A 23,342-nucleotide genomic window follows, 5' to 3' on the forward strand; every position below is an offset into this window, starting at 1 on the left:
CCCCTCAAGGGGGGAGATTGGCAGCTCCACCGACGGTGCCCTCTGCTTAGCGTTGGTGATTGGCGAAAGCCGAAAAGAGTGCTGATCTCCCCCCTTGAGGGGGAGATGGCCGGCAGGCCAGAGAGGGGGGCCCGGGCGCTATCCTCTCGGGACGTCCGAGCCACCGGTGTCGCATGATGGCCGCACCCACCACCTCCACCAAATCCGAATTCCCCTGGTGGCTGGCGGCCGCCCTCATCCTCGCTTTGGCCGCCGCCCTCGCCATCGCCTCCAGCGACCTCTATGCCCAAGTCTTCGCCACCGTCGCCAAGGGTATTGGCATCACCGTCTTCGTCACCGTGGTCGCCTTTGCGCTGGCCTCGGCGATCGGGCTCGGCATTGCGCTGATGGGGCTGTCGGGTTCGCCGTGGCTGCGCCAGATCGCGCGCTTCTATGTCGAGATCATCCGCGGCGTGCCGATCCTGGTGCTGTTGTTCTGGATCGCCTTTGCCGGCGCGCCGGCCTTCGTCGCGGCATGGAACGCGCTGACGTCGCCGCTGCAGGGCGCCGGATTGCTGGGCGAGCTGCTGGTGCGCGATGTCTCACTGCTCTGGCGCGCCATCATGGCGCTGACCATCGGTTATTCGGCCTTCATCTCCGAGGTGTTCCGCGCCGGCATCCAGGCGGTCGAGCGCGGCCAGATCGAGGCAGCCAAGGCGCTTGGCCTCACACGCCTGCAACGCTTCCGGCTGGTCGTCTTTCCGCAGGCGATCCGCACCATATTGCCGCCGCTCGGCAACGACTTCGTCGCCATGGTCAAGGATTCCTCGCTGGTCTCGGTGCTGGGCGTCGCCGATATCACCCAGATGGGCAAGGTCTACGCGGCCGGCTCGTTCCGCTTCTTCGAGACCTATTCGATCGTCGCCTATATCTATCTCATCCTGACCGTCGGCCTGTCCTTGGCGTTGCGGGCGCTGGAACAGCGGCTGCGCCGCCAGCACCGGGACTAGACCGTTTCATCGTTTCCACGGAAACGCTGAACCGCTCTATCTCTTTGTTTTGACGCAATTCCGAACAGAAAACTGCTTCACACTTTTCCTGGAATTGCTCTAAAGCATGTCTTTATCCCGAAACCGCTGCACACTTTCGGGAGACATGCTCTAGCCGGGCCGTTAAGGACTGCGCTACCATGCAGGCGGCGGCTTGAACGCTACCGTTCTTGGCATCAGACTTCCGCCGCAACCCATGTCGAGATTTCAGCCATGGCCCATGTTCTGGAAACCGGGAAAAAAGAGACGACGCCGAAGGAACTCGCCGAGTTCGTCGCGCGGTCGGTCGACAGCGCCGCTTCCGATACGCATCCTTTCCTGCACCTGGTTCTGCGCGATGTCTTCCCGGAAGACATCTATGCGCGCATGGTCGAGGCGATGCCGGTTTACGAGGATTACCGGCCGATGCACGGCCGCAGCAAAGCGTACAACGCCCAAGGCAATTCCACCCGGGTGAAGATCGATCTCTTTCCCGAATACATCCGCCATTTGCCCGCAGGCAAACGCGAAGTGTGGGATGTCGTCGGCCGCGCACTGACTTCCAGGACCGTGCAGGCAGCCTTCGTGCGCCGGCTGGCACCGGACCTGGAGAAACGCTTCGGTCCGGCTTTCGCGCGCACCGGTTTCTTTCCCATTCCGATCCTGACGCGCGACATTCCGGGCTACAGGATCACGCCGCATACCGACACTTATTCGAAGGGCATCACCGTGCAGCTCTATTTGCCGCGGGATGCCTCGACCAGCCACATCGGCACCATCTTCCACGAACGCCTGGCCGATGGCTCGCTGCCCAAGACGGTCCGCATGCAGTTCCTGCCGAACAGCGGCTACGCATTTTCCGTAAGCGACTATTCCTGGCACTCGGCCGACGAGGTCGGCACCGAGGTGACCACGCGCGACAGCATCCTGCTGACCTATTTTGTCGACCAAGGTCCTGTGGCCTTCGTCCGCAACCGGGTCAAGCGCTTCGGCAACTTCATCTCGAACGAGCTGCGCCATCGCTGACGCGCATCCGGCGCGGGGGAAGCCATGAATTTCGACAAGGCCAATGCGGCGCTGGACTCCGTCTATACGGCCGAGACGCCGGAAGCGCTCGCCAAGGCCTATGCCGAATGGGCAGCGAGCTATGACAGCGAGACCGCCTCGCTCGGCTATCTGCTGCCGTTCCTGATCACCGCCTGGGTGGCGCGGCATGTGCCTGGCGGCGAAGGCCCGCTGCTCGACGCCGGCTGCGGCACCGGCCTGTCGGGACCATCGCTGAAGGCGCTGGGCTATGGCGACATCGCCGGGCTCGATCTCTCCGACGACATGCTGAAGATCGCCGGCAGCCGCGATGCCTATGGCGAATTGAAGAAGGCGATGCTCGGCATGCCGCTGCCCTGGCCCGACGGTCATTTCCGCGCTTTCTTCTCCACCGGCGTGTTCACCATCGGCCACGCGCCGGCCTCCAGCCTGCACGAACTGGTGCGCATAACCAGAAGGGGCGGCCACGCCATCTTCACCGTACGCGACCAGGTTTTTGAAAGCGGGGGCTTTCAAAAAGTGTTTGACAAGCTCACGCAGGCGAAGAAATGGCGGCCGGTCGAGGAAAGCCCGTGGTTCCGCTGCTATGCGATCGGCGATCCGGACGCGCTGGTGAAGACGTTCGTGTTCGAGGTGGCTTGAGCGCAAGCCTTCCCTTCTCCCCCTTGTGGGAGAAGGTGTCGCCGAAGGCGACGGATGAGGGGTGCTCCAGGGAACGCCGACGTCTCACTCCGCTGGAACACCCCTCATCCGTCTCGGCGCTGCGCGCCGATCCACCTTCTCCCGCAAGGGGAGAAGGGAAGGACCGCTCGCAATTGCCGAAAAGCCAAAACATTGCTATCTACCCCGCCATGGAAGAGCTTTTCGGCGATCCGGCCTATAAGGGTTTCGTGCTGCAGGACAGGAAGCGCCTGCCGTCGCGCTTTTCCGCGCGCGTCTGCGGCGCGCCGACCAGCCGACTTAGCCAGGCCGACTGATCAAGTCGCCTTGCCGGCTATAAGCCCGGCGTCCGCTTTCCCATTCTCATATCGACGGATTTACGCACATGAGCGCACCGCGCACCCTCTACGACAAGATCTTCGACGACCATGTCGTCGACCGCCAGGACGACGGCACCTGTCTGCTCTATATCGACCGCCACCTCGTCCATGAAGTGACCAGCCCGCAGGCCTTCGAGGGCCTGCGCATGAGCAACCGCAAGGTCCGGCACCCCGAAAAGACGCTGGCCGTGGTCGATCACAATGTCTCCACCTCGCCCGAGCGCAAGTTCGGCATCAAGAACGAGGAAAGCCGTATCCAGGTCGAGGCGCTGGCCAAAAACGCCAAGGATTTCGGCATCGAATATTATTCCGAGAACGACATCCGCCAGGGCATCGTCCACATCATTGGCCCGGAGCAGGGCTTTACGCTGCCGGGCATGACCATCGTCTGCGGCGACAGCCACACTTCCACGCATGGCGCCTTCGGCGCGCTGGCGCATGGCATCGGCACGTCCGAGGTCGAGCATGTGCTGGCAACCCAGACGCTGATCCAGCGCAAGGCGAAAAACATGCTGGTGCGCGTCGACGGCGCACTGCCGGAAGGCGTCACCGCCAAGGACATCATCCTCGCCATCATTGGCGAGATCGGCACCGCCGGCGGCACCGGCTATGTCATCGAATATGCCGGCGAGGCGATCCGCTCGCTGTCGATGGAAGGCCGCATGACGATCTGCAACATGTCGATCGAGGGCGGCGCGCGCGCCGGCCTGATCGCGCCCGACGAGACGACCTTCGCCTATGTCAAGGACAAGCCGCGCGCGCCGAAGGGCGCCGCCTGGGAGGCCGCGCTCGCCTATTGGAAGACGCTGCATTCCGACGAAGGCGCGCATTTCGACAAAGTGGTCGTGCTCGACGCCGCAAAACTGCCGCCGATCGTTTCCTGGGGTTCCTCGCCCGAGGACGTGGTCTCGGTGCAAGGCATCGTGCCGAACCCGCAAGACATCACCGATGAGAACAAGCGCACCTCCAAGCTGCGCGCGCTCGACTATATGGGGCTGACGCCGGGAACCAAGATCACGGACATCGAACTCGACCGCGTCTTCATCGGTTCCTGCACCAATGGCCGCATCGAGGATCTGCGCGCCGCCGCCAAGGTGGTCGAGGGCAGAAAAGTCAACCCGCGCGTCAATGCGATGATCGTGCCGGGCTCCGGCCTGGTCAAGGAACAGGCGGAGGCGGAGGGCCTGGACAAGATCTTCCTTGCCGCTGGCTTCGACTGGCGCGAGCCGGGCTGCTCGATGTGCCTGGCCATGAACGACGACCGGCTGAAGCCGCATGAACGCTGCGCCTCGACCTCGAACCGCAATTTCGAGGGCAGGCAAGGCTTCAAAGGGCGTACCCATCTGGTGTCGCCGGCCATGGCGGCGGCGGCGGCGATCGCCGGCCACTTCGTCGACATCCGCGACTGGAAATAAGCGCCAGCCTGGAGCGTTTCACCGTTTCACGGAAACGGCGAAACGCTCTAGCGCCGGATGATCTGGTGAAACTCCTCGCGCCGGCCGGGCTCGTCGGCGGCGACCACCAGCGCCAGTTTCTGCTCGTCGAAAATCCTGAACCACTCATCCCACTCGACCAGCTCGTAGCCACCGGCATTGGGCGGCCGCTCCGGGCGGTCATCATCCTCATAGGCGTTCTGGCCGAAAACCAGGCGCAGCATGGGTTGCGTTCCGGCCTCGGGTGAGACGTCGACGATGGCCGGAAATCCGGCCCGCGCCGCCGCCCAGTCGCGGATCGCCTCGTGATCGGTCAAAGTGATCGTGCCAGTCATCTGCCTCTCCTGTCTCGCCGGGAAAACGCCGCTTGCGGGAACCGGTTCCGGCCCGGCTCCAATCAAATCGGCGCCCGCTTAACTGCTTATTTGGGCTTCCAGACTAGCGTCCCCCGGGTAAAGTTGGGGAAGTCACGGTCCGTTGAGCACCAGTCTGCTCATAGCGCTGCTCAATCCGACGATAGCGCTGGCGCTCGGCGCTGCGTTCCTCGTGCTGTGGTTCCATCAGCGCCATCGCCCGTATCTGGCGGTGCTGGCGGCGAGCTACTGTCTGTCGGCGCCCGGCTTCCTGTTCCAATATTTCACGCTTCCGGTCGGGATGGTGCTGACCAAGCTCTTCTCCAACATTTGCTTCACCATCGCGGGCTGGTGCCTGGCCAGCGCAATCGTCGCCCGCTACGGACGGCGCGTTCCCTATGTCGGGATCGCGCTCGCCACCGGCGGCGGGCTCGCCGCTTTCTCATGGTTCATGTTCGTGCAGCCGGACCTCACCTGGCGCATTCTTTCGATGAATTTCGGCTTCGGCGGGTTGAGCCTGCTGGTCGCCGCCGAACTGAGGACCGTGCGCAACAATGGTCCGACAGAAAAAATCCTGTTCGTGCTGTCGCTGCTTTCGGCGCTGAACTTCATCGCGCGCACGCTGATCGTCGTCGCCGCGCATGGACCGTTCCAAAGCTATGACGGCTTCTACGGCTCGTCCTACTGGACGACGGCGCTGCTCTCGCATGCCTTGCTGTCGCTCTTGATCGCGCTCTGTCTGTTCACGGCGGCTGCGCTCGACGTGATGAAGGCGCTGAAGACCGAGACCCACACCGACCCGCTGTCGGGCCTTCTCAACCGCCGCGGCTTCGAGGAACGAGCGGCAACGCTGCTCGACCAATGCGACAAGGCAGGCTTTCCGGTCGCCATGGTGCTTGCCGATCTCGATCACTTCAAGGCGCTGAACGACCAGCACGGCCATGCAGCGGGCGACAGGGTGATCGCCGATTTCGCCGCCAAGCTGCGCTTCGCCGCCGGCGCGCGCGGGGCCGCCGGCCGCATCGGCGGCGAGGAGTTCGCGGTGCTGCTGCCGCTCAGCGATCTCGCCTCGGCGCGGCTGTTTGCAGAAGCGATCCGCAGCTATTATTCGGCCGGCGCCGTCGACGGCCTGCCGCCGGGCACCAGGGTGACCGCGAGCTTCGGGGTCGCCGCCCGCACCGGCAATGAGGGACTGGGGCCGCTGATGCGGCGCGCCGACGAGGCGCTCTACAAGGCCAAGAAGAACGGCCGCGACAGCGTTCGCCTCTCGTATGAGCGCCCGGAAACCGTCTTCGTGCCCGAGCAGCTCAGCGCGGGCTGACCGATCGGGCCTGCGCGCGTCAACGGCGCCTTCGCTCATTTGCCTGCCGATTATCAGTGCAGGCGCGAGCTTCGGAACTCTTATCAGCGGCAGGGGCTGAGGTTGGGCATCTCGCCGTCGGAAAGCCCGTACATATAGGAGCGGCCCTTCACGAAGACCGGCGGCTGGTAGCAGCCCGGCGCGCCGGCATCGTCCGAATCATAGATCACATCGGGCTGGCCAGCGCCGGTAAAGCTCGAGAGCTGCTTGGCGTGCCTGCCTTCGCCGACAATGATGCGCTTGTAACCGGCGGCGCTGTCGATGACGAGATTGCCGAAGGAATCGGCATAGACGCGGTCGTGGTGGCGCAGACCCGCCTCGGCCGGCGCCGCGATCGTGGCGGCAAATGCAGCCAGCGCCGTTGCCGCAAGGCTCAGCCGCACGGAATTCGAACGCATATCGTCCTCCATTCATCGGCGCGACGTTTGCAGCATCGCGGTCCGGACCTTCGTTCGAATCAGAAATTAACCTTTTCTTAACTATTGTTAAGAGCCGGGCGGCTTTCGCGGCCGCATCTTGACGAACATGGTTAATTTCGGCGGGGGCATCGTTCAGCCACGCTCGTCCGCACCCATTCCTGCCGCCCCGCCGGTTCCGCCTGACGCCGGGTTAACTTGATCTTGGCAAAGCATCGCGGCTAGTCTGCCGCGCTCGCTGGAGGGGCAGCATATGACGCTACGCAGGACGGCTCGGGTGTTGCCGGTTTTCCCGCTGCTTCTGGGCATTGCAGCCTGCGTGCCGCAGGACGGCGCGCCGAAGGCGGCATCGTCTGCGGTTTCGCCTGCTCCGGCTCAGCCGTCCGCCGCACCCGCGGTACCCGCCGCACCCGCGGTGCCCGCGGCACCTGCTACGACGCCTGCACCTGCAACCAAGATCGTCACCGACCTTACCGTGCCGCGATCGAGCATCGGCACGGCCAGCTATAGATGCGGCAATGGCGGCGTGATCACCATCCAGAGTCTCGGCACGTCGCTGCGTGTGGCAGGGCCGGATGGCGTGAGCGAGGATTTTGCTGCCTCACCCGCCAACCAGACCAGCCGCTTCCAGGCGCCGACGCATGACGCAATCGTGATCGACGGACGCGAGGCGCTGTTCATGAAGAAGGGGTCGACGCCGCAGACCTGCAGGCGCTGAGGGTGCGTCGAGATTCGGGTGAGGCCGGCCTGCAAATGGTGATCTCCTGCGCTTCCGGTGCTCACGTACTTTAAGTACGCTCCGCTCCGGTTCTCGGAAACCACCATTTTCGTCTCGGCCTGACCCGAATCTCGACGCACCCCGGAGTCTGGCCGGTCAGGCTAATACCGCAGTGCAGCAACGCTGTGTCGGCTTCGTATCACCGGCTAATCGATTGAAGCCGAAGCAGTCCCTTTTGTCAGACTAAATGACGTTTCCAAAACGATTTTCCGGCTTTGACGCGGTGCAAAAAGAGCATTAGAAACCGGCTGTCCGGAGCCATATATGAAAGGGGCAATGCCGCCTTTCATCGCGGCTCCGGGACGCCGAACTGGGGGAGCCATGAGCAAATCACCAGCCACCCGCGCATCTGCAAGACGTGAACGGCCGCTGTCGCCGCATCTGACGATCTACCGGCCGCCGATCACCATGACGATGTCGATCATCCATCGCATCACCGGGGGCGCGCTCTATTTCGGCACCTTGCTGGTGGCGGCGTGGCTGATCGCGGCGGCGAGCTCGCAGGCCACCTTCGATTGGGTCAACTGGGCCTTCGGCTCGTGGCTCGGCCGGCTCGTGCTGTTCGGCTACACCTGGGCGCTGATGCATCACATGCTGGGCGGCGTGCGCCATCTCGTCTGGGACACCGGCGCCGGACTCGAAAAGCACACCGCATCCAGGATCGCCTGGGCAACGCTCGCCGGGTCGATCGTGCTTACGCTGCTGATCTGGATCGCCGGCTATACGGCGCGGGGAGCCTTCTGATGACCGCAAACAATTCGGATATGCGCACGCCGCTTGCGCGGGTCCGCGGCCTCGGCTCGGCCCGCGAGGGCACCGGTCATTTCTGGCGGCAGCGGCTGACCGCCATCGCCAACATTCCTTTGATCCTGTTTTTTGTCGGCTTCCTGATTGCGATCAACGGCCGTGATCACGCGGCCGTGCGGGCCGCCCTTGCCAACCCGTTCGTGGCCGTCATGCTCGGACTGGTGCTGATTTCGCCGCTCTACCACATGCGGCTCGGCATGCAGGCCATCATCGAGGATTATGTGCATGGCGAAGGCATGAAGCTGGCGCTGATCGCGCTCAACACCTTCTTTTCGATAGCGGTCGGCGTCGCCTCGCTCTTCGCCCTGCTCAAACTGGCATTCGGAGGCTGAAGTCTTGGCCACAGAGACAAAATCAGCCGGCTCGGCCTACACGTTTGTCGACCACAAATTCGATGTGGTGATCGTCGGCGCCGGCGGCGCCGGGCTGCGCGCCACGCTCGGCATGGCTGAGCAAGGCCTGCGCACCGCCTGCATCACCAAAGTGTTCCCGACGCGCTCGCATACGGTCGCCGCGCAAGGCGGCATCGCCGCGTCGCTTGCCAATATGGGCCCGGACAACTGGCAATGGCACCTCTTCGATACCGTCAAGGGTTCGGACTGGCTCGGCGACATCGACGCGCAGGAATACATGGTTCAGCAGGCGCCGGCCGCCGTCTATGAGCTCGAACATTACGGCGTGCCGTTCTCGCGCACCGAGGAGGGCAAGATCTACCAGCGGCCGTTCGGCGGCATGATGATGAATTTCGGCGAAGGCCCGCCCGTGCAGCGCACCTGCGCGGCGGCCGACCGCACCGGCCATGCCATGCTGCATACGCTCTACGGCCAGTCGCTGAAGAACAACGCGCAGTTCTTCATCGAGTATTTTGCGCTCGACCTGATCATGGAGCCGGACGGCACGTGCACCGGGGTCGTGGCCTGGAACCTCGACGACGGCACCATCCACCGCTTTTCGGCCAAGATGGTGGTGCTGGCAACCGGCGGCTACGGCCGCGCTTATCTTTCCGCCACTTCGGCGCACACCTGCACGGGCGACGGCGGCGGCATGGCGGCCAGGGCCGGGTATCCGCTGCAGGACATGGAGTTCGTGCAGTTCCACCCGACCGGCATCTATGGCGCCGGCTGCCTGATCACCGAAGGCGCGCGCGGCGAGGGCGGCTATCTCGTCAATTCCGAGGGTGAGCGCTTCATGGAACGCTACGCGCCGTCGGCCAAGGACCTTGCCTCGCGCGACGTCGTCTCGCGCTGCATGACGCTGGAAATCCGCGAGGGCCGTGGCGTCGGCAAGAAGAAAGACCACATCTTCCTGCATCTCGACCATCTCGATCCGGCCGTGCTGCACGAGCGGCTGCCGGGCATTTCGGAATCGGCCAAGATCTTTGCCGGCGTCGACCTCACCAAGGAGCCGATCCCGGTGCTGCCGACGGTGCACTACAACATGGGCGGCATCCCGACCAATTACTGGGGCGAGGCGCTCAACCCGACGGCCGAGAATCCGGACAGGGTGTCGCCCGGTCTGATGTCCGTAGGCGAGGCCGCTTGCGCTTCGGTGCATGGCGCCAACCGGCTGGGCTCCAACTCGCTGATCGACCTCGTGGTGTTCGGCCGCGCGGCGGCGATCCGCGCCGGCAAGGTCATCGACCGCAATTCGGCGATCCCCTCGCCCAACGAAGCCTCGGTCGAAAAGATCATGGATCGTTTCGACCGGCTGCGCCATGCCAGTGGCTCGACGCCGACGGCGGAGCTGCGCGACAAGATGCAGAAGGCGATGCAGGAAGACGCGGCGGTGTTCCGCACCCAGGAATCGCTCGAAAACGGCTGCAAGCGGATTTCCGAGATCTGGGGCGAGCTCAAGGATCTGAAGGTCTTCGACCGCTCGATGATCTGGAACTCCGACCTGGTCGAGACGCTGGAGCTGGAAAACCTGATGGCCAGCGCCATCACTACGGTGTACGGCGCCGAGGCGCGCAAGGAGAGCCGCGGCGCGCACGCGCGGGAAGATTTCTCAGCCCGCGACGACGCCAACTGGCGCAAGCACACGCTGGCGCATCTGAGCGAAGACGGCAAGGTGACGCTTTCCTATCGGCCGGTGCACACCGAGCCGCAACTGGCGGAAAAGGACGGCGGCATCAGCCTGTCCAAGATCGCGCCGAAGGCGCGGGTGTATTGAGATGGCGCCGGCGGCTGCGGGATATTCCGGCACGCCCCTTCCGGCCAAGCTCGGCCTGAAGGACGGCATGGTCGCCGCCTTCATCGCGCTGCCGCCGGAACTGGATGAGTTGACGGAGGCCGTGTCCTTTGCCGGCGTCGATCAGCTGTCCAGGTGGTCAGCGATCTCGGGAAAGCAGAAATATGACGCCATCCATGCCTTCACCCGGCAGCGCGCCGAGATCGAGAACGGCCTTGCCGGCATCGAGACGGCGATCAAGCGCGACGGTATGGTCTGGGTCTCGTGGCCGAAAAAGGCATCGAGGGTGGCGACCGATGTCACCGAGGACGTCATCCGCGCCGAGGCGCTGAAGCGCGACCTCGTCGACGTCAAGGTCGCCGCTGTCAACGAGATCTGGTCCGGGCTGAAGCTCGTCATCCGAAAGGACCGCAGGTAATGGTCGAACTCACGCTTCCGAAGAACTCGAAGGTCCAGCAGGGCAAGACCTGGCCGAAGCCAGAGGGCGCAACCAACGTTAGGGAGTACCGTGTCTACCGCTGGTCGCCGGACGATGACGAGAACCCGCGCATGGACACCTATTTCGTCGACATGGACGATTGCGGGCCGATGGTGCTCGACGCGCTGTTGTGGATCAAGAACAAGATCGATCCGACGCTGACGCTGCGCCGCTCCTGCCGCGAAGGCATTTGCGGCTCCTGCGCCATGAACATTGACGGCTCGAACACGCTCGCCTGCACCAAGGGCACCGATGACATTTCCGGCGCGGTAAGGATCTATCCGCTGCCGCATATGCCGGTGATCAAGGACCTGGTGCCCGACCTCACCACTTTCTACGCCCAGCATGCCTCGATCGAGCCGTGGCTCAAAACCGTCTCGCCCGAGCCGGCAAAAGAATGGCTGCAGAGCCATGAGGACCGCGAAAAACTCGACGGGCTCTATGAATGCATCCTGTGCGCCTGCTGCTCGACCTCGTGCCCGAGCTATTGGTGGAACGGCGAACGCTATCTCGGCCCGGCGACGCTGTTGCAGGCCTATCGCTGGCTGATCGATTCCCGCGACGAAGCGACTGGCGAGCGGCTCGACAATCTCGAAGATCCGTTCCGGCTCTATCGCTGCCACACCATCATGAACTGCGCGCAGACCTGCCCGAAGGGGTTGAACCCGGCCAAGGCGATTGCGGAGATCAAGAAGATGATGGTGGAGAGACGGGTTTAGCGCGAAGTGGCTTTGATGACAGCGATCGCCGGCTGGCAAAGGATGCCAACCCAATGAGCGAAGACCTTCCCGTCCTCTCCCCCACCGAAGCCCGCGTGCTCGGCTGTCTGATCGAAAAGAAGGAGCTGACGCCGGACGTCTATCCGCTGACGCTCAACGGCGCGCACCAAGCCGCCAACCAGAAGACGGCGCGCGAGCCGGTGATGGCGCTGGAGCTTACCGAGGTCAGACGGGCGCTGAGCTCGCTCGAGCAGAAGGGGCTGGTGCGGCAGGCCTTCGCCTCGCGCGTCGAGCGCTACGAGCACCTGATGGCGCAGCGTTTTTCGCTGACCACGCCGCAGATCGCGGTGATCGGACTTCTGCTGCTGCGCGGCGCGCAGACGGCGCACGAACTTCTGGCGCGTTCGGAACGCATGGCGCGCTTTGCCTCGTTCGAGGAGCTGCGCGACAATCTCGACCTGATGATCGGCCGCCGGCCGCCGCTGGTGCAGTTGCTGGAGCGCGCGCCAGGCCAGCGCGAGGAGCGCTATGTGCATCTGTTGAGCGGGCCGGTTGAGGCGGCCGCGGTGGCGCCCCAGCAACCGCCGGCATCGCCGGACAACGATCTCGAAGCCCGCGTTCGCGCGCTCGAGGAAGAGGTCGCCGCGTTACGCGCCAAGATCGAGGCGCTTGGCGGGTAGCTCACTGGAAGGTTGGTGCGAGGCCCCCCTCTCTGTCCTGCCGGACATCTCCCCCTCAAGGGGGGAGATCAGATGCTGCGCCGGCTTTCGCCAACCGCCGACGTTGAAAGAGAAGCACCGGCGACCGAGCTGCCAATCTCCCCCTTGAGGGGGAGATGCCCGGCAGGGCAGAGAGGGGGGCGAAGAATCGCTACCCCCCGCACAATCTGCGTCAGCCCAACCTGGCGTCGAGCGAAACCTTGATGGCGCCGAGCGCCTTCGACACCGGGCATTCCGCCTTGGCCTTCTCGGCCAGTTCCTTGAACTTCGCCGCATCGATGCCGGGCACCTTGCCTACCAGGGTAATGGCGCTGCCGGTGATGCCGGTGCCGGGCACCAGCGTCACCACCGCCTTGGCGTCGAGCTCGGTGGCGGGTGTGCCGTTTTCGGCGAGGAAGTGCGACAGCTGCATGGCGTAGCAGCCGGCGTGGGCGGCAGCGATCAGCTCCTCCGGGTTGGTGCCGGATTTGCCGCTTTCGTCCTCGAAGCGCGCCTTGAAGGAATAGGGCGTGCCCTTCAGCGTCCCGCTCTGCGTGTCGAGCGTGCCCTGGCCCTCTTTCAGATTGCCTTTCCAGACGGCGTTTGCAGTGCGGTCCATGAAATCCTCCTTGCTTGTCGGGATTGCGCCGGCGGCGTGCCGACGGTCCCTTCGACTATAGCGCGGGCGCACCAGAAGACCACCGCGCTGATCGCTTCAGGCGGTCGGAAAATTTTGAAAAACACGCGTGCAAAAATGTCGGCTTCCATCCGGCCCGGCCGTCCTGCGTGCGGCCACGGATTCTTAAGGCCGATGGAGGTTCACAATGGACAATCTGTTTTTCGCTCTTTTCGAGCGCCCGGACCGCAGGGGCCGGTCGCGACAAGATTTCTGGCTGGACCAACCGGTTTCCGGCTTCGGCCGGCTGCTCGCGGCGGTCGCCATCATCGGGGTGGCGGCATGCCTCCTCGACCATGCGGCGAGCCAAGGCAAGGCTGACACGATCGCCGCCGCCGCTTATGGTTCACAACAGGAAGGGAGCTGGAAATGAAATATGTGCTGCTGGTCTATGGCGAGGAGAAGGACCTCCACGCGCTCACCCCTGAAGGAATGGCCAAGCTCGATGCCGAATCGCTCGCCCATGACAGATCGCTCGACCAACAAGGCAAGCTGATCATCGCGCAGGCGCTGCAATCGGTGAGGACGTCGAAGTCGGTGCGGCAGCGCAAGGGCAAAAGGCTGGTCACCGACGGTCCGTTCGCCGAAACCAAGGAGCAATTGCTGGGCTTCGTCATGGTCGAAGCGAAGGATCTCGACGAGGCGCTGGCCATTGCCGGCGAAATCCCGCTGGCCGAACTTGGCACCATCGAGGTGCGGGCGGTCTACGACGTACCAGGGTCATAGAAGTCGCCGAAACTTCGCTGCGGCGCTCGCGGCTCGGAGGTCGACGGCGCCGTCGGCGACTTCCCGGTTTCTTCACCAACGCAACTCTTGCGTGTTGAAGCAAGCCGCGAGTTCTCCTATCGTCGCCCACGATTTCGGGGGATTTCGATATGCCATTTCTGATTGCTATCCTTGGCGTGCTGGGAGCGGCGGCGCTCTGGTGGTACCGCATGAAGGCCATGAATGAGGCGGCGCGCGAGGTCGCCGATGTCGTCGGCCGCGTGCAAGGCAACATCCGCCGCAAGAAGCTGCGCAAGCAGGCGGCGCTGTCGCCGTTGACGGCGATCGACGATTCGGTCGTGGCCGCAGCGACGCTGATCACCGCCATCGTCGCGGAACATGGTCCGGTGCTGCCGCCGCGGGAAGCCGCCATCCGCGACGTGATCTCGCAAATCGCGGAAAACCCGAAGAAGACCGACGAGGCCGTTGTCTACGCCAAATGGGCGGCTTCGCAGGTCGACGACACCACGATCGTCATCGACAAGCTGGCGCCGTTCCTGCGCGAGCGCCTCGACCCGCACGAAAGGGACGATCTGCTCAGGATGCTCAACCGCGTGGCGCAAGGCGGCGGGCAGAGCCTCAGAATAGCCGACCAGCGGATGCTGAGGTTGCGGCAGAAGCTCGGGTTCGAGGTGAACTGAACGCTTTGGCATCGTTGCCAGATCGCATCTCTTGGCGGTTGGCTGAACCCCCTCATGTCGTCATTCTATGGCGGAGCAAGGAGCGAAGCGACGCAGCGCAGACCATGGAATCCATTCCGTTACCTATAAGCGTTGCAGCGATGCAGAATTCTGCTCCGCTGCTCCCTACGATTAAAGTCACGGAATGGATCCTCGGGTCTGCGCGTCCGCTTCGCTCCCGCTCCGCCCGTGGATGACGAGGTCGTGTAGGCCTCGGCCAATTTGCCAGGCGTTAAATCGCCTCGCCCTTCAATAGTCGTGGCGTGTCGTTGGATAGCCCCGAGGCCTGGCGGATGAAGAAATCCTTGAGCTTGGGCATGCGCTCGACCAGGCCGAGGCCGATGTCGCGCACGGCGCGCAGCGGGCCGATGTCGTTGGAAAACATCCGGTTCAGCACATCGGTGGTAATACCCATCTGCAGCGTATCGAACCGCCGCCATTGCTGGTAGCGTTCCAGCACGTCGAAGGCGCCGACGTCCTGGCCGAGGCGGTCGGCCTCGACCACCACTTCGGCCAAGGCTGCCACATCCTTGAAGCCGAGGTTCAACCCCTGGCCGGCGATCGGGTGGATGCCGTGCGCAGCATCGCCGGCGAGCGCGATGCGGGGTGCTATGAAGGCGCGGGCAAGGGTGAGGCCGAGCGGCCAGGCGCGCGGCTTGTCGGCGACGCGGATCTCGCCGAGCTTCAGGCCAAAACGCTGTTCCAGCTCGTGCTCGAAGACGAAGTCGTCGCCTTCGACCAGTTTCCTTGCATTCTCGGTGCGCTCGACCCAGACGATCGACGAACGGTTGGTCCCGTCCTTGCCGGGCTTCAGCGGCAGTGTGGCGAAGGGACCGGCCGGCAAGAAATGCTCCTCGGCGCGGCCGTTGTGCGGGCGCTCATGCGTCACCGTGCAGACGATGCCGGACTGGCCGTATTCCCATTTCACCGTCTTGATGCCGGCCATGTCGCGCAGTTTCGAATTGACGCCGTCGGCGGCAATCAGCAGCCGAGCCTTGAGCGCAGCTCCGTCGGCGAGATGCACGGTGATGCCGGCGCTGCTGGTCTCGAAAGCGCTGACGGCCATGCCTTCGATGATGTCGATGCCGAGCTTGTCGGCGCGGCGGCGCAGCGCACCGTTCAGATCCCGGTTGGCGACCATGTGGGCGAAGGCTTCGCCGGGCGCCACCTCGCCGCCAAAGGTGAGAAACACCGGCCGCACCGGATCGGCGGTGCGCGAATCGGTGATGACCATCTCGGTGATCGCCTGCGCCTCCGGCGCGATCTCTTCCCAGACGCCGAGCTGTTCCAGCATGCGGCAGGCGGCGGCGGCGATCGCCGAGGCGCGGCCGTCGCGCTGCCAGACGCCGGCGGGCGCGGCGTCGACAATGGCGACGGCAAGGCTCGGCCGCGCCTGCTTCAGCGATACGGCGGCGGCAAGGCCGACATAGCCGGCGCCTGCCACCAGAACGTCCAGCGCATCAGTCTTGCGGTCGACCATGGCAATTTCCTTTCGCGGCTTCGGCCCTGCCGGCGGCCATTGCGGCCTTGACTGCCCGCCATTCCTGTCCGAAACCGCCATGAAAGGCTGGAGGACGCGAAACATGACGGCGGCCATGGACGAGCTTCTCGATATTCTCGACCTCGAACAGCTCGAACACAACCTGTACCGTGGTCGCAGCCCCAAGGTCGACTGGCAGCGGGTCTTCGGCGGCCAGACCATCGCCCAGGCGCTGGTCGCCGCCCAGCGCACGGTCGAGCCGGAGCGGCATGTGCATTCGCTGCACGGCTATTTCATGCGGCCCGGCGACACCAAGGTGCCGATCGTCTACGACGTCGACCGTATCAGGGACGGCGGCTCCTTCACCACGCGCCGGGTGGTGGCGATCCAGCACGGCCAGGCGATCTTTTCGCTGGAAGCCTCGTTCCAGCAGGACGAAGTGGGCTTGGAACATCAGCTGCCGATGCCGCGCGATGTGCCGGCGCCCGACACGCTGTTGTCGCAGCGCGAGCTGATCGGCAAGTTCGGCGAGGCGGTGCCGGAAGGCATCAGGCGCTACTGGGAGCGCGACCGGCCGATCGAGATGAAGCCGGTGATGCTGAAGCACTATACCAGCCGCGAGAAGCTGGAGCCTCAGCAGAATATCTGGATCCGCACCACGGGCCCGGTGCCGGAAGTCCGCGGCATCCAGGCCGCCGTGCTCGCATACCTTTCCGACATGACGCTGCTCGACACCTCGACCTTCGCGCATGGGCGGGCCATTTTCGACCGCGATATCCAGGCGGCCAGCCTCGACCACGCCATGTGGTTCCACCGCAGCCATTCGCTCAACGACTGGATTCTCTACACGCAGGACAGCCCGTCGACGCAAGGCTCGCGCGGTTTTACGCGCGGCTCGCTGTTCGCGCGCGACGGCACGCTGGTCGCCTCGGTCGCCCAGGAAGGCCTTATCCGGCTGAAACGCTGAGCCGGCTTCCGATTAAAGCCTATAAAACAGGCATTTTCTGATTTTTGCCCATTTCTTAATCAGTCGCCGCAGTGCCTCCGCGCACGATTGTTGTGCACGGATCGCTCATTCCCTTTGTTTACAAGAGGTTAATACCCTGCTTCGGGAATTGGCACGGAGCTTGAATCCTGTCCGGCACTCTCCGGCTCCTCGGGATCGGTGAAGATGTGCAAACGCGGGGGAACCGCAACAGCAAAGGGTGAAACCTTATGAAAATCGTGATGGCAATCATCAAGCCGTTCAAGCTCGACGAGGTGCGCGAAGCGCTCACCGCCGTCGGCATCCAGGGCCTGACCGTCACCGAAGTCAAAGGCTACGGGCGTCAGAAAGGGCATACGGAAATCTACCGCGGCGCGGAATATGCGGTGAGCTTCCTGCCCAAGATCAAGATCGAAGTCGCCGTCAGCGCCGACATGGTCGACAAGGCCGTCGAGGCCATCACCGCGGCCGCCAAGACCGGCCAGATCGGGGACGGCAAGATCTTCGTCTTCGGCATCGACCAGGCGGTGCGCATCCGCACCGGCGAAACAGACACCGACGCGCTCTGAGCAAGCGGTACCCATTCCAACGGAGAGTTCAATGAATATTCCTTCCACCTTGAAGACGACGGGACGCGCGGCGGCATTGGGCTCGCTCGCTCTCGTGGCGTTGGGCACCGTCGTTGCCTTCGCGCAGGAAGCCGCAGCCCCGGCCGCCGCCGCGCCGGCCGCTCCGGCGCCGGCGCTCGACACCGGCAACACCGCCTGGATGCTGACTTCCACCGCGCTGGTGCTGATGATGACCATCCCGGGCCTGGCGCTGTTTTACGGCGGCATGGTGCGCAAGAAGAACGTGCTCGCCACCATCATGCAGAGCTTTGCCATCACCTGTCTGGTGACCGTGCTTTGGTTCATGTTCGGCTATTCGCTCGCCTTTACCACCAATGACTCAGCCGGCCTGAACCAATATATCGGCGGCTTCTCGCGGTTCTTCCACCACGGCATCACCGTCTCGACGCTGTGGGCGCCGGGCGTAGCGAACATCCCGGAATTCGTCTTCTCGATGTTCCAGATGACCTTCGCCATCATCACCCCGGCGCTGATCGCCGGCGCCTTCGCCGAGCGCATGAAATTCTCGGCGCTCTTGATCTTCATGGCCCTGTGGCTGGTTTTCGTCTACGCGCCGATCGCGCATTGGGTATGGGGCGGCGGCTTCCTGGCCACGAAGGGCGTTATCGACTTCGCTGGCGGCACGGTCGTCCACATCAATGCAGGTGTCGCGGGCCTGGTCTGCGCGCTGGTGCTCGGCAAGCGCGAGGGCTACGGCACCACCAACATGGCGCCGCACAACCTCGTCTATTCGGTGATCGGCGCCTCGCTGCTGTGGGTCGGCTGGTTCGGCTTCAACGCCGGTTCGGAGCTGGCGGCCGATGGCCTTGCGGGTGCCGCGATGCTGAACACGCAGGTCGCCACCGCGGCGGCCGCGCTTGCCTGGATGTTCGCGGAATGGATCGTCGCCAAGAAGCCTTCCGTGCTGGGCATCATCTCGGGCGCGGTGGCCGGCCTCGTCGCGGTGACGCCGGCTTCCGGCTTCGTCAACCCGACCGGCGCCTTCATCATCGGCATCATCGCCGGCGTGGTCTGCTATCTGTCGGCGGTCAAGCTGAAGCATGCCTTCGGCTATGACGACTCGCTCGATGCCTTCGGCGTGCATGGCGTCGGCGGTGTCGTGGGCGCGCTGCTCACCGGCGCGCTCGCCGATCCGGCGATCAATGCGCTCGGCAAGGGCGCTTCAGTTGTCACCCAGCTCTACGGCATCGTCTTCACCATCCTGTGGACGGCGATCGCCACCTTCGTCATCCTCTACATCGTCAAGGCGCTGGTCGGCCTGCGGCCGAGCACCCAGGAAGAGGTCGAGGGTCTCGACGTCACCCAGCACGGCGAAGTGGTGCCGTAAGGCAGCTTGGCCAACGGGACCGGCGGCTCCTCCTCCCGCCGGATTTCATCGATCCCGTCGTGACGCTCCGAAACGGGCTCACGCATTGAGGCCCGGATGGTTTTCCGGGCCTCTTTTTGTCGGGCGCCTTGTCTGGTGTCCGCCAGCCGACGGCACGCTCACGTTTGCTTGATAAGACGCCACCGGCATGAAACGCCGATCCAGCTGATGCCGAACAGGGGGAGCGGCCGCCGTCTTGGCGGTCGACTACCAACAGGGAAAGAACCAACTGATGAACGTCAAGAACATCTTCCTCGGGGCACTCGCGCTTTCCATGGTCGGCGGCGTCGCATTTGCCGGCGCGCTCGACGAGCCGGACAACATGGCGCCGTTCTTCACCGACTCCAGCATGAAGACCATGAAGCCGATGGCGGAATTCAAGGCTGCTTTCATGGCCATGCCGAAGGAAAAGCAGGACGCGATGATGAAGGAATGCCAGGATGCGGCAATGAGCAAGCCACATGCCGAGTTCTGCGGCAACCTGAACATGCTCGGTGGCGCCAACTAAGACCACAGCGGATCGGGCTCAACGGGCCTGATCATTTCGTCGTTTGCCGATGGAAAGATGGCGGGCCTTGCGGCTCGCCATTTTTTCCGGGCCGGCCGGGTAAAAGGCCATGGTTAATGCGGCTTTAACCTTCCCGCCGATAGTCTGGCGTCCGAATCTGCCGGGGTGCGTCCTGCGTCCGGCCAGGCACTGACTCACGGGGAAAGTGGCATGCGTTCAGGGGCTTCCGCACCGCTCGCGCTGACCGATACGGGGCACGGTATCCACGCATTCGCGCGGCGCCAGGTCGGACGGCTGGTCGGCGCCGGCCTGTTGCTGTTGGTGGTCTTCGGCGTCGCCAGCCTCGCCACCTGGAACGTCGCCGACCCAAGCTTCTCGCACGCCACCGCCAACATCGTCACCAATGCCATGGGCTATGCCGGCGCGGTGTTCTCCGATCTGGCCATGCAGTTCTTCGGCCTTGCCGCCGTCGCCGCCCTGGTGCCGGCGCTGATCTGGGGTTTTCTTCTGTTTTCGGCGCGCGGCATCGACAAGCTCGGCAGGCGCGGGCTTGCCTGGTTCGGCTTTGCCCTGCTCGCCGCGGCGATCGCCGGCTGCGTGACGCCGCCCAATACCTGGCCGCTGCCGACCGGCCTTGGCGGCGTGTTCGGCGACATGGTGCTGAAGATCCCCGGCATTGCCGTCGGCGGCTATCCGAAGGGTCTGTTCGCCAGCATCATCGCGCTCATTCTCGCCGCGCCTGCCTTGTGGCTGTTCGCCTATGGCTCGGCGCTGATTGCGCGCAAGAACGGCTTTGCCGTCATGGAACGCGCCGCCGAGCCCGATCCGCGCGGGGAGGACGAGCTGCTCTTCGACGACAATGAGGACGAAGGCGACGAAGGCATATTGGCGCTCGGCGCGATCACCCATTGGTGGCTGTCGTTCCGCGCCTGGATGCATCGCCGGGCCGCCCGCCGCAGGCAGGAGCGGGACGAGTTCGAGCCTCAGATGGAGCCGCGGGCCAGCGCCTGGCGGCGCGCCGCCGAGCGGGTCGAATCGGCCGAGTACGCCGAAGCCCGGATGAGCCCGGACGGGCGCGCCCGCGTCGAGCCGGAATTCTTTGCCGCACTGGTCAACGACCGCAGCGTTTCGGTCGATCCGGACGACGACGACGTCTTCGATAGCGACGAGGATAAAAACATCGATGACGAGCCGGTGCCGCGCCGCAGCGCCGCCAATGTGCGCAATTTCCGTTCCGATGCCGCGACGCGTGTCGAGGCGCCGGCGGCGCGCCCTGTGCCGGGCGCGCGCGTCCAGCGCGAGGCACAGACCTCGCTGATCGGCTCCGACACGTTCGAGATGCCGTCGCTGCATTTCCTGTCCGAACCGAAGAATGTGGCGAAGGATCCGAGCCTGTCGAAGGACGCTTTGGAACAGAATGCGCGGCTGCTCGAAGGCGTGCTGGAGGATTTCGGCGTCAAGGGCGAGATCATCCACGTGCGGCCGGGTCCGGTCGTCACGCTTTACGAGCTGGAGCCGGCGCCGGGCATCAAATCCTCGCGCGTCATCGGCCTTTCCGACGACATCGCCCGCTCGATGAGCGCCATCGCCTGCCGCGTCGCTGTCGTGCCCGGCCGCAACGCCATCGGCATCGAATTGCCCAACGCCAAGCGCGAGACCGTCTATCTGCGCGAGATCATGGCCAGCCGCGATTTCGAGACGACCAAGGCCAAACTGGCGTTGGCGCTCGGCAAGACCATCAATGGCGAGGCCGTCATCGTCGACATCGCCAAGATGCCGCACGTGCTGGTCGCCGGCACCACCGGCTCCGGCAAGTCGGTCGCCATCAACACCATGATCCTGTCGCTGCTCTACCGGCTGACGCCGCAGGAATGCCGGCTGATCATGATCGATCCGAAGATGCTCGAACTTTCGGTCTATGACGGCATCCCGCACCTTTTGACACCGGTCGTGACCGATCCGAAGAAAGCCGTGGTGGCGCTGAAATGGACCGTGCGGGAGATGGAGGACCGCTATCGCAAGATGTCCAAGGTCGGCGTGCGCAACATCGACGGTTTCAACGCGCGCGTCCAACAGGCGGAAAAGAAGGGCGAGAAAATCTCGCGCACGGTGCAGACCGGCTTCGACCGCCAGACCGGCGAGGCGATCTACGAGACGGAGGATCTCGATCTCGAGCCGATGCCTTATATCGTCGTCATCATCGACGAGATGGCCGACCTCATGATGGTCGCCGGCAAGGACATCGAGGGCGCTGTGCAGCGCCTGGCGCAGATGGCGCGCGCCGCCGGCATCCATGTGATCATGGCGACGCAGCGGCCGTCGGTCGATGTCATCACCGGCACCATCAAAGCCAATTTCCCGACCCGCATCTCCTTCCAGGTGACGTCGAAGATCGACAGCCGCACCATTCTCGGCGAACAGGGCGCCGAGCAGCTGCTCGGCATGGGTGACATGCTCTACATGGCCGGCGGCGGCCGCATCCAGCGCGTGCACGGCCCGTTCGTCTCGGACGACGAGGTCGAGAGGATCGTCGGGCACCTGAAGCTGCAGGGCGTGCCCGAATATCTCGACGCAATTACCGAGGATGACGACGAGGGCGACGAGGATGCGCCGGCTAAGGGCGGCTCCGGCGGCGGCGGCAATTTCGAGGATTCCGACGATCCCTACGACCAGGCGGTGGCGGTGGTGCTGCGCGACGGCAAGGCTTCGACCAGTTACATCCAGCGCCGGCTCGGCATCGGCTACAACCGCGCCGCCTCAATCATCGAGAAGATGGAGAAGGAAGGCATTGTCGGCCCGGCCAACCACGCCGGAAAACGCGAGATCCTGGTGCCGACGGAAGAGGACAAGTTCTAGGCCGGCAGCCATGGCTGCCGGGCACAGGAAACCTGAAACCCCGTGGCGCGTTCATGCGACGGGCTGTCGCGCACTCGCCAAACTTAGGCCCTAGTGGGAGTCCAGAACCTCAACGACACGAATCACAGAGAGTGACCGGCATGAAGACCCAGACAGAATTCGCCCCGACGCGCCGCCAGCTGCTTGGCCTCGGCCTGATGCTGGCGGGAGCCGCCGCCCTCAACGTCGTGCCGGGCTTCCAGCTGCTGGCCGCGGCGCAAGCGGCGGTGCCGCCGGCGGCGCAAAAGATCGCCGACCACTTCTCCTCGGTCAAATCGATGAGCGGCGAGTTCGTCCAGTTCGGACCCAAGGGCGAGCAAACCGGCGGCAAGTTCTTCCTCGAGCGGCCGGGCAAGATCCGCTTCAACTATGACGGCGCCTCGAACTTCCGGGTCATCTCCGACGGCAAGTCGGTCGTCATCCTCAACAAGAAGCTCAACACGTCCGACCTCTACCCGCTGTCGAAGACGCCGCTGAAGCTGTTGCTCGACGACCGGATCGACCTCTCGGGCGGGCGCGTCAAGGCCATCAAGGAAGAGGACGACCTCACCACCATACAGCTTTCCGACAAGTCGGTGTTCGGCAACGCCAGGATCACCATGATGTTCGATCCGAAGAGCTACGAACTGCGGCAGTGGACGATCACCGACGCGCAGGGCAAGGACACGACGGTGATGATCTTCAACGTCAAGGAAGGCGTCAGCATCCCGGACGACACTTTCGCCATCGACTATACGGCGAACCGCGAGCTGAATACGAAGACGCGGTAGCTCCCCTCGTTTGAGGAAGCATCTCCAGCGCCGGCGCCGCCCCTCATCTGGCTGCCGCCATCTTCTCCCCGTGAACGGGGAGAAGCGAGCTGTCGTCACCGATTTCGCCAATCAACAACCTTGCAGAGATAGCGCTTTGGCCGCCGTGCTTCTTTCTCCCCGTTCACGGGGAGAAATGCCCGGCAGGGCAATGAGGGGCTGCGCCAGCCTCAGCGATTATTGCCCCAGCTTGTCTTTGTGGCGCGCGACTGGCAGTAAATCGGCGATA

26 protein-coding genes are annotated in these 23,342 nt (G+C 64.2%); 22 read left to right on the plus strand and 4 right to left on the minus strand.

Features of this window, described 5'->3' with window-relative positions; translation table 11 throughout:
- Positions 1 to 173: 173 nt before the first annotated feature.
- The 5 genes from FJ974_RS04485 to leuC all read left to right on the plus strand — a co-directional run bounded on the left by FJ974_RS04485 (position 174) and on the right by leuC (position 4,506).
- Positions 174 to 989: an amino acid ABC transporter permease gene (locus tag FJ974_RS04485; RefSeq protein ID WP_181177341.1), complete on the plus strand. Its 816-nt coding sequence runs from the start codon at positions 174 to 176 to the stop codon at positions 987 to 989.
- Positions 990 to 1,241: 252 nt separating this feature from the next.
- Positions 1,242 to 2,033, plus strand: coding sequence for a hypothetical protein (locus FJ974_RS04490; RefSeq protein ID WP_140539141.1), 792 nt, complete (start codon positions 1,242 to 1,244; stop codon positions 2,031 to 2,033).
- A gap of 24 nt (positions 2,034 to 2,057) precedes the next feature.
- Entirely contained in the window at positions 2,058 to 2,693 is a 636-nt protein-coding gene (locus FJ974_RS04495) for a class I SAM-dependent DNA methyltransferase (RefSeq protein ID WP_140539142.1), read from the plus strand.
- A 173-nt stretch (positions 2,694 to 2,866) separates the two neighbouring features.
- A complete protein-coding gene (locus tag FJ974_RS04500; protein ID WP_181177342.1) occupies positions 2,867 to 3,028 on the plus strand; it encodes a hypothetical protein in 162 nt (53 codons plus the stop codon).
- Positions 3,029 to 3,096: 68 nt separating this feature from the next.
- Positions 3,097 to 4,506, plus strand: coding sequence for a 3-isopropylmalate dehydratase large subunit (gene leuC, locus FJ974_RS04505; protein WP_140539143.1), 1,410 nt, complete (start codon positions 3,097 to 3,099; stop codon positions 4,504 to 4,506).
- 47 nt (positions 4,507 to 4,553) lie between these two features.
- On the opposite strand, the gene FJ974_RS04510 is transcribed toward leuC, so the two are convergent.
- Positions 4,554 to 4,859, minus strand: coding sequence for a hypothetical protein (locus tag FJ974_RS04510; RefSeq protein ID WP_140539144.1), 306 nt, complete (start codon positions 4,857 to 4,859; stop codon positions 4,554 to 4,556).
- A 142-nt stretch (positions 4,860 to 5,001) separates the two neighbouring features.
- Here FJ974_RS04510 and FJ974_RS04515 point away from each other — a divergent pair, with 142 nt between their 5' ends.
- On the plus strand, positions 5,002 to 6,198 hold the full coding sequence (locus FJ974_RS04515) for a sensor domain-containing diguanylate cyclase (protein WP_140539145.1): 1,197 nt from the start codon (positions 5,002 to 5,004) through the stop codon (positions 6,196 to 6,198).
- 83 nt (positions 6,199 to 6,281) lie between these two features.
- On the opposite strand, the gene FJ974_RS04520 is transcribed toward FJ974_RS04515, so the two are convergent.
- On the minus strand, positions 6,282 to 6,635 hold the full coding sequence (locus FJ974_RS04520; RefSeq protein ID WP_140539146.1) for a hypothetical protein: 354 nt from the start codon (positions 6,633 to 6,635) through the stop codon (positions 6,282 to 6,284).
- 271 nt (positions 6,636 to 6,906) lie between these two features.
- Between FJ974_RS04520 and FJ974_RS04525 the strand changes: the two genes are divergently transcribed.
- From FJ974_RS04525 to FJ974_RS04555, 7 genes are all read left to right on the plus strand, one after another.
- Complete coding sequence (locus tag FJ974_RS04525) at positions 6,907 to 7,371, plus strand: hypothetical protein (protein WP_140539147.1); 465 nt, start codon at positions 6,907 to 6,909, stop codon at positions 7,369 to 7,371.
- Positions 7,372 to 7,752: 381 nt separating this feature from the next.
- On the plus strand, positions 7,753 to 8,175 hold the full coding sequence (gene sdhC / locus FJ974_RS04530; protein ID WP_140539148.1) for a succinate dehydrogenase, cytochrome b556 subunit: 423 nt from the start codon (positions 7,753 to 7,755) through the stop codon (positions 8,173 to 8,175).
- Positions 8,175 to 8,570, plus strand: coding sequence for a succinate dehydrogenase, hydrophobic membrane anchor protein (gene sdhD / locus FJ974_RS04535; RefSeq protein WP_140539149.1), 396 nt, complete (start codon positions 8,175 to 8,177; stop codon positions 8,568 to 8,570). Before sdhC ends, sdhD begins: the two co-directional genes overlap by 1 nt.
- Positions 8,571 to 8,574: 4 nt before the next feature.
- A complete protein-coding gene (sdhA, locus tag FJ974_RS04540; RefSeq protein ID WP_140539150.1) occupies positions 8,575 to 10,407 on the plus strand; it encodes a succinate dehydrogenase flavoprotein subunit in 1,833 nt (610 codons plus the stop codon).
- A 1-nt stretch (position 10,408) separates the two neighbouring features.
- Positions 10,409 to 10,843, plus strand: a complete 435-nt coding sequence (locus tag FJ974_RS04545; protein WP_140539151.1) for a DUF3052 family protein — start codon at positions 10,409 to 10,411, stop codon at positions 10,841 to 10,843.
- On the plus strand, positions 10,843 to 11,622 hold the full coding sequence (locus FJ974_RS04550) for a succinate dehydrogenase iron-sulfur subunit (RefSeq protein ID WP_140539152.1): 780 nt from the start codon (positions 10,843 to 10,845) through the stop codon (positions 11,620 to 11,622). Before FJ974_RS04545 ends, FJ974_RS04550 begins: the two co-directional genes overlap by 1 nt.
- A 53-nt stretch (positions 11,623 to 11,675) precedes the next feature.
- Positions 11,676 to 12,302: a YceH family protein gene (locus tag FJ974_RS04555; RefSeq protein WP_140539153.1), complete on the plus strand. Its 627-nt coding sequence runs from the start codon at positions 11,676 to 11,678 to the stop codon at positions 12,300 to 12,302.
- A 211-nt stretch (positions 12,303 to 12,513) separates the two neighbouring features.
- On the opposite strand, the gene FJ974_RS04560 is transcribed toward FJ974_RS04555, so the two are convergent.
- Positions 12,514 to 12,939 (minus strand): OsmC family protein, encoded by a 426-nt coding sequence (locus FJ974_RS04560; protein ID WP_140539154.1) that lies wholly within the window; start codon positions 12,937 to 12,939, stop codon positions 12,514 to 12,516.
- A gap of 205 nt (positions 12,940 to 13,144) precedes the next feature.
- On the opposite strand from FJ974_RS04560, the gene FJ974_RS04565 reads away from it, so the two are divergent.
- From FJ974_RS04565 to FJ974_RS04575, 3 genes are all read left to right on the plus strand, one after another.
- Positions 13,145 to 13,369 carry a hypothetical protein gene (locus FJ974_RS04565; RefSeq protein WP_140539155.1) on the plus strand — a complete coding sequence of 75 codons (225 nt, stop codon included), beginning with the start codon at positions 13,145 to 13,147 and terminating at the stop codon, positions 13,367 to 13,369.
- Positions 13,366 to 13,722 (plus strand): YciI family protein, encoded by a 357-nt coding sequence (locus FJ974_RS04570; protein WP_140539156.1) that lies wholly within the window; start codon positions 13,366 to 13,368, stop codon positions 13,720 to 13,722. Before FJ974_RS04565 ends, FJ974_RS04570 begins: the two co-directional genes overlap by 4 nt.
- 149 nt (positions 13,723 to 13,871) lie before the next feature.
- Entirely contained in the window at positions 13,872 to 14,402 is a 531-nt protein-coding gene (locus FJ974_RS04575) for a hypothetical protein (RefSeq protein WP_140539157.1), read from the plus strand.
- A gap of 271 nt (positions 14,403 to 14,673) precedes the next feature.
- Here the strand turns inward: FJ974_RS04575 and FJ974_RS04580 are convergent, their stop codons facing one another.
- Positions 14,674 to 15,921 carry a ubiquinone biosynthesis hydroxylase gene (locus FJ974_RS04580; protein WP_140539158.1) on the minus strand — a complete coding sequence of 416 codons (1,248 nt, stop codon included), beginning with the start codon at positions 15,919 to 15,921 and terminating at the stop codon, positions 14,674 to 14,676.
- Positions 15,922 to 16,024: 103 nt separating this feature from the next.
- On the opposite strand from FJ974_RS04580, the gene FJ974_RS04585 reads away from it, so the two are divergent.
- From FJ974_RS04585 to FJ974_RS04610, 6 genes are all read left to right on the plus strand, one after another.
- Positions 16,025 to 16,888, plus strand: coding sequence for an acyl-CoA thioesterase (locus FJ974_RS04585; RefSeq protein WP_140539159.1), 864 nt, complete (start codon positions 16,025 to 16,027; stop codon positions 16,886 to 16,888).
- 248 nt (positions 16,889 to 17,136) lie between these two features.
- Positions 17,137 to 17,475, plus strand: a complete 339-nt coding sequence (locus tag FJ974_RS04590) for a P-II family nitrogen regulator (RefSeq protein WP_013528889.1) — start codon at positions 17,137 to 17,139, stop codon at positions 17,473 to 17,475.
- A gap of 31 nt (positions 17,476 to 17,506) precedes the next feature.
- Complete coding sequence (locus FJ974_RS04595) at positions 17,507 to 18,862, plus strand: ammonium transporter (RefSeq protein WP_140539160.1); 1,356 nt, start codon at positions 17,507 to 17,509, stop codon at positions 18,860 to 18,862.
- Between the two features lie 271 nt (positions 18,863 to 19,133).
- Positions 19,134 to 19,409: a hypothetical protein gene (locus FJ974_RS04600; protein WP_140539161.1), complete on the plus strand. Its 276-nt coding sequence runs from the start codon at positions 19,134 to 19,136 to the stop codon at positions 19,407 to 19,409.
- 210 nt (positions 19,410 to 19,619) lie between these two features.
- Positions 19,620 to 22,265, plus strand: a complete 2,646-nt coding sequence (locus tag FJ974_RS04605; protein ID WP_140539162.1) for an FtsK/SpoIIIE family DNA translocase — start codon at positions 19,620 to 19,622, stop codon at positions 22,263 to 22,265.
- Positions 22,266 to 22,405: 140 nt separating this feature from the next.
- Positions 22,406 to 23,074, plus strand: coding sequence for an outer membrane lipoprotein carrier protein LolA (locus FJ974_RS04610; RefSeq protein WP_140539163.1), 669 nt, complete (start codon positions 22,406 to 22,408; stop codon positions 23,072 to 23,074).
- Positions 23,075 to 23,342 lie beyond the last annotated feature (268 nt).

Source organism: Mesorhizobium sp. B1-1-8 (genome assembly GCF_006442795.2).
Taxonomy (GTDB): domain Bacteria; phylum Pseudomonadota; class Alphaproteobacteria; order Rhizobiales; family Rhizobiaceae; genus Mesorhizobium.

Coding starts and splice junctions, on each gene's coding strand:
- FJ974_RS04510 (WP_140539144.1), bottom strand. CDS start 4,859: ATGACTGGCACGATCACTTTGACCGATCACGAGGCGATCCGCGACTGG.
- sdhC (WP_140539148.1), top strand. CDS start 7,753: ATGAGCAAATCACCAGCCACCCGCGCATCTGCAAGACGTGAACGGCCG.
- FJ974_RS04555 (WP_140539153.1), top strand. CDS start 11,676: ATGAGCGAAGACCTTCCCGTCCTCTCCCCCACCGAAGCCCGCGTGCTC.
- FJ974_RS04575 (WP_140539157.1), top strand. CDS start 13,872: ATGCCATTTCTGATTGCTATCCTTGGCGTGCTGGGAGCGGCGGCGCTC.
- FJ974_RS04570 (WP_140539156.1), top strand. CDS start 13,366: ATGAAATATGTGCTGCTGGTCTATGGCGAGGAGAAGGACCTCCACGCG.
- FJ974_RS04490 (WP_140539141.1), top strand. CDS start 1,242: ATGGCCCATGTTCTGGAAACCGGGAAAAAAGAGACGACGCCGAAGGAA.
- FJ974_RS04525 (WP_140539147.1), top strand. CDS start 6,907: ATGACGCTACGCAGGACGGCTCGGGTGTTGCCGGTTTTCCCGCTGCTT.
- FJ974_RS04580 (WP_140539158.1), bottom strand. CDS start 15,921: ATGGTCGACCGCAAGACTGATGCGCTGGACGTTCTGGTGGCAGGCGCC.
- FJ974_RS04565 (WP_140539155.1), top strand. CDS start 13,145: ATGGACAATCTGTTTTTCGCTCTTTTCGAGCGCCCGGACCGCAGGGGC.
- FJ974_RS04595 (WP_140539160.1), top strand. CDS start 17,507: ATGAATATTCCTTCCACCTTGAAGACGACGGGACGCGCGGCGGCATTG.
- FJ974_RS04545 (WP_140539151.1), top strand. CDS start 10,409: ATGGCGCCGGCGGCTGCGGGATATTCCGGCACGCCCCTTCCGGCCAAG.
- sdhD (WP_140539149.1), top strand. CDS start 8,175: ATGACCGCAAACAATTCGGATATGCGCACGCCGCTTGCGCGGGTCCGC.
- FJ974_RS04560 (WP_140539154.1), bottom strand. CDS start 12,939: ATGGACCGCACTGCAAACGCCGTCTGGAAAGGCAATCTGAAAGAGGGC.
- FJ974_RS04550 (WP_140539152.1), top strand. CDS start 10,843: ATGGTCGAACTCACGCTTCCGAAGAACTCGAAGGTCCAGCAGGGCAAG.
- FJ974_RS04590 (WP_013528889.1), top strand. CDS start 17,137: ATGAAAATCGTGATGGCAATCATCAAGCCGTTCAAGCTCGACGAGGTG.
- FJ974_RS04600 (WP_140539161.1), top strand. CDS start 19,134: ATGAACGTCAAGAACATCTTCCTCGGGGCACTCGCGCTTTCCATGGTC.
- FJ974_RS04520 (WP_140539146.1), bottom strand. CDS start 6,635: ATGCGTTCGAATTCCGTGCGGCTGAGCCTTGCGGCAACGGCGCTGGCT.
- FJ974_RS04495 (WP_140539142.1), top strand. CDS start 2,058: ATGAATTTCGACAAGGCCAATGCGGCGCTGGACTCCGTCTATACGGCC.
- FJ974_RS04585 (WP_140539159.1), top strand. CDS start 16,025: ATGACGGCGGCCATGGACGAGCTTCTCGATATTCTCGACCTCGAACAG.
- FJ974_RS04485 (WP_181177341.1), top strand. CDS start 174: ATGATGGCCGCACCCACCACCTCCACCAAATCCGAATTCCCCTGGTGG.
- FJ974_RS04605 (WP_140539162.1), top strand. CDS start 19,620: ATGCGTTCAGGGGCTTCCGCACCGCTCGCGCTGACCGATACGGGGCAC.
- FJ974_RS04610 (WP_140539163.1), top strand. CDS start 22,406: ATGAAGACCCAGACAGAATTCGCCCCGACGCGCCGCCAGCTGCTTGGC.
- leuC (WP_140539143.1), top strand. CDS start 3,097: ATGAGCGCACCGCGCACCCTCTACGACAAGATCTTCGACGACCATGTC.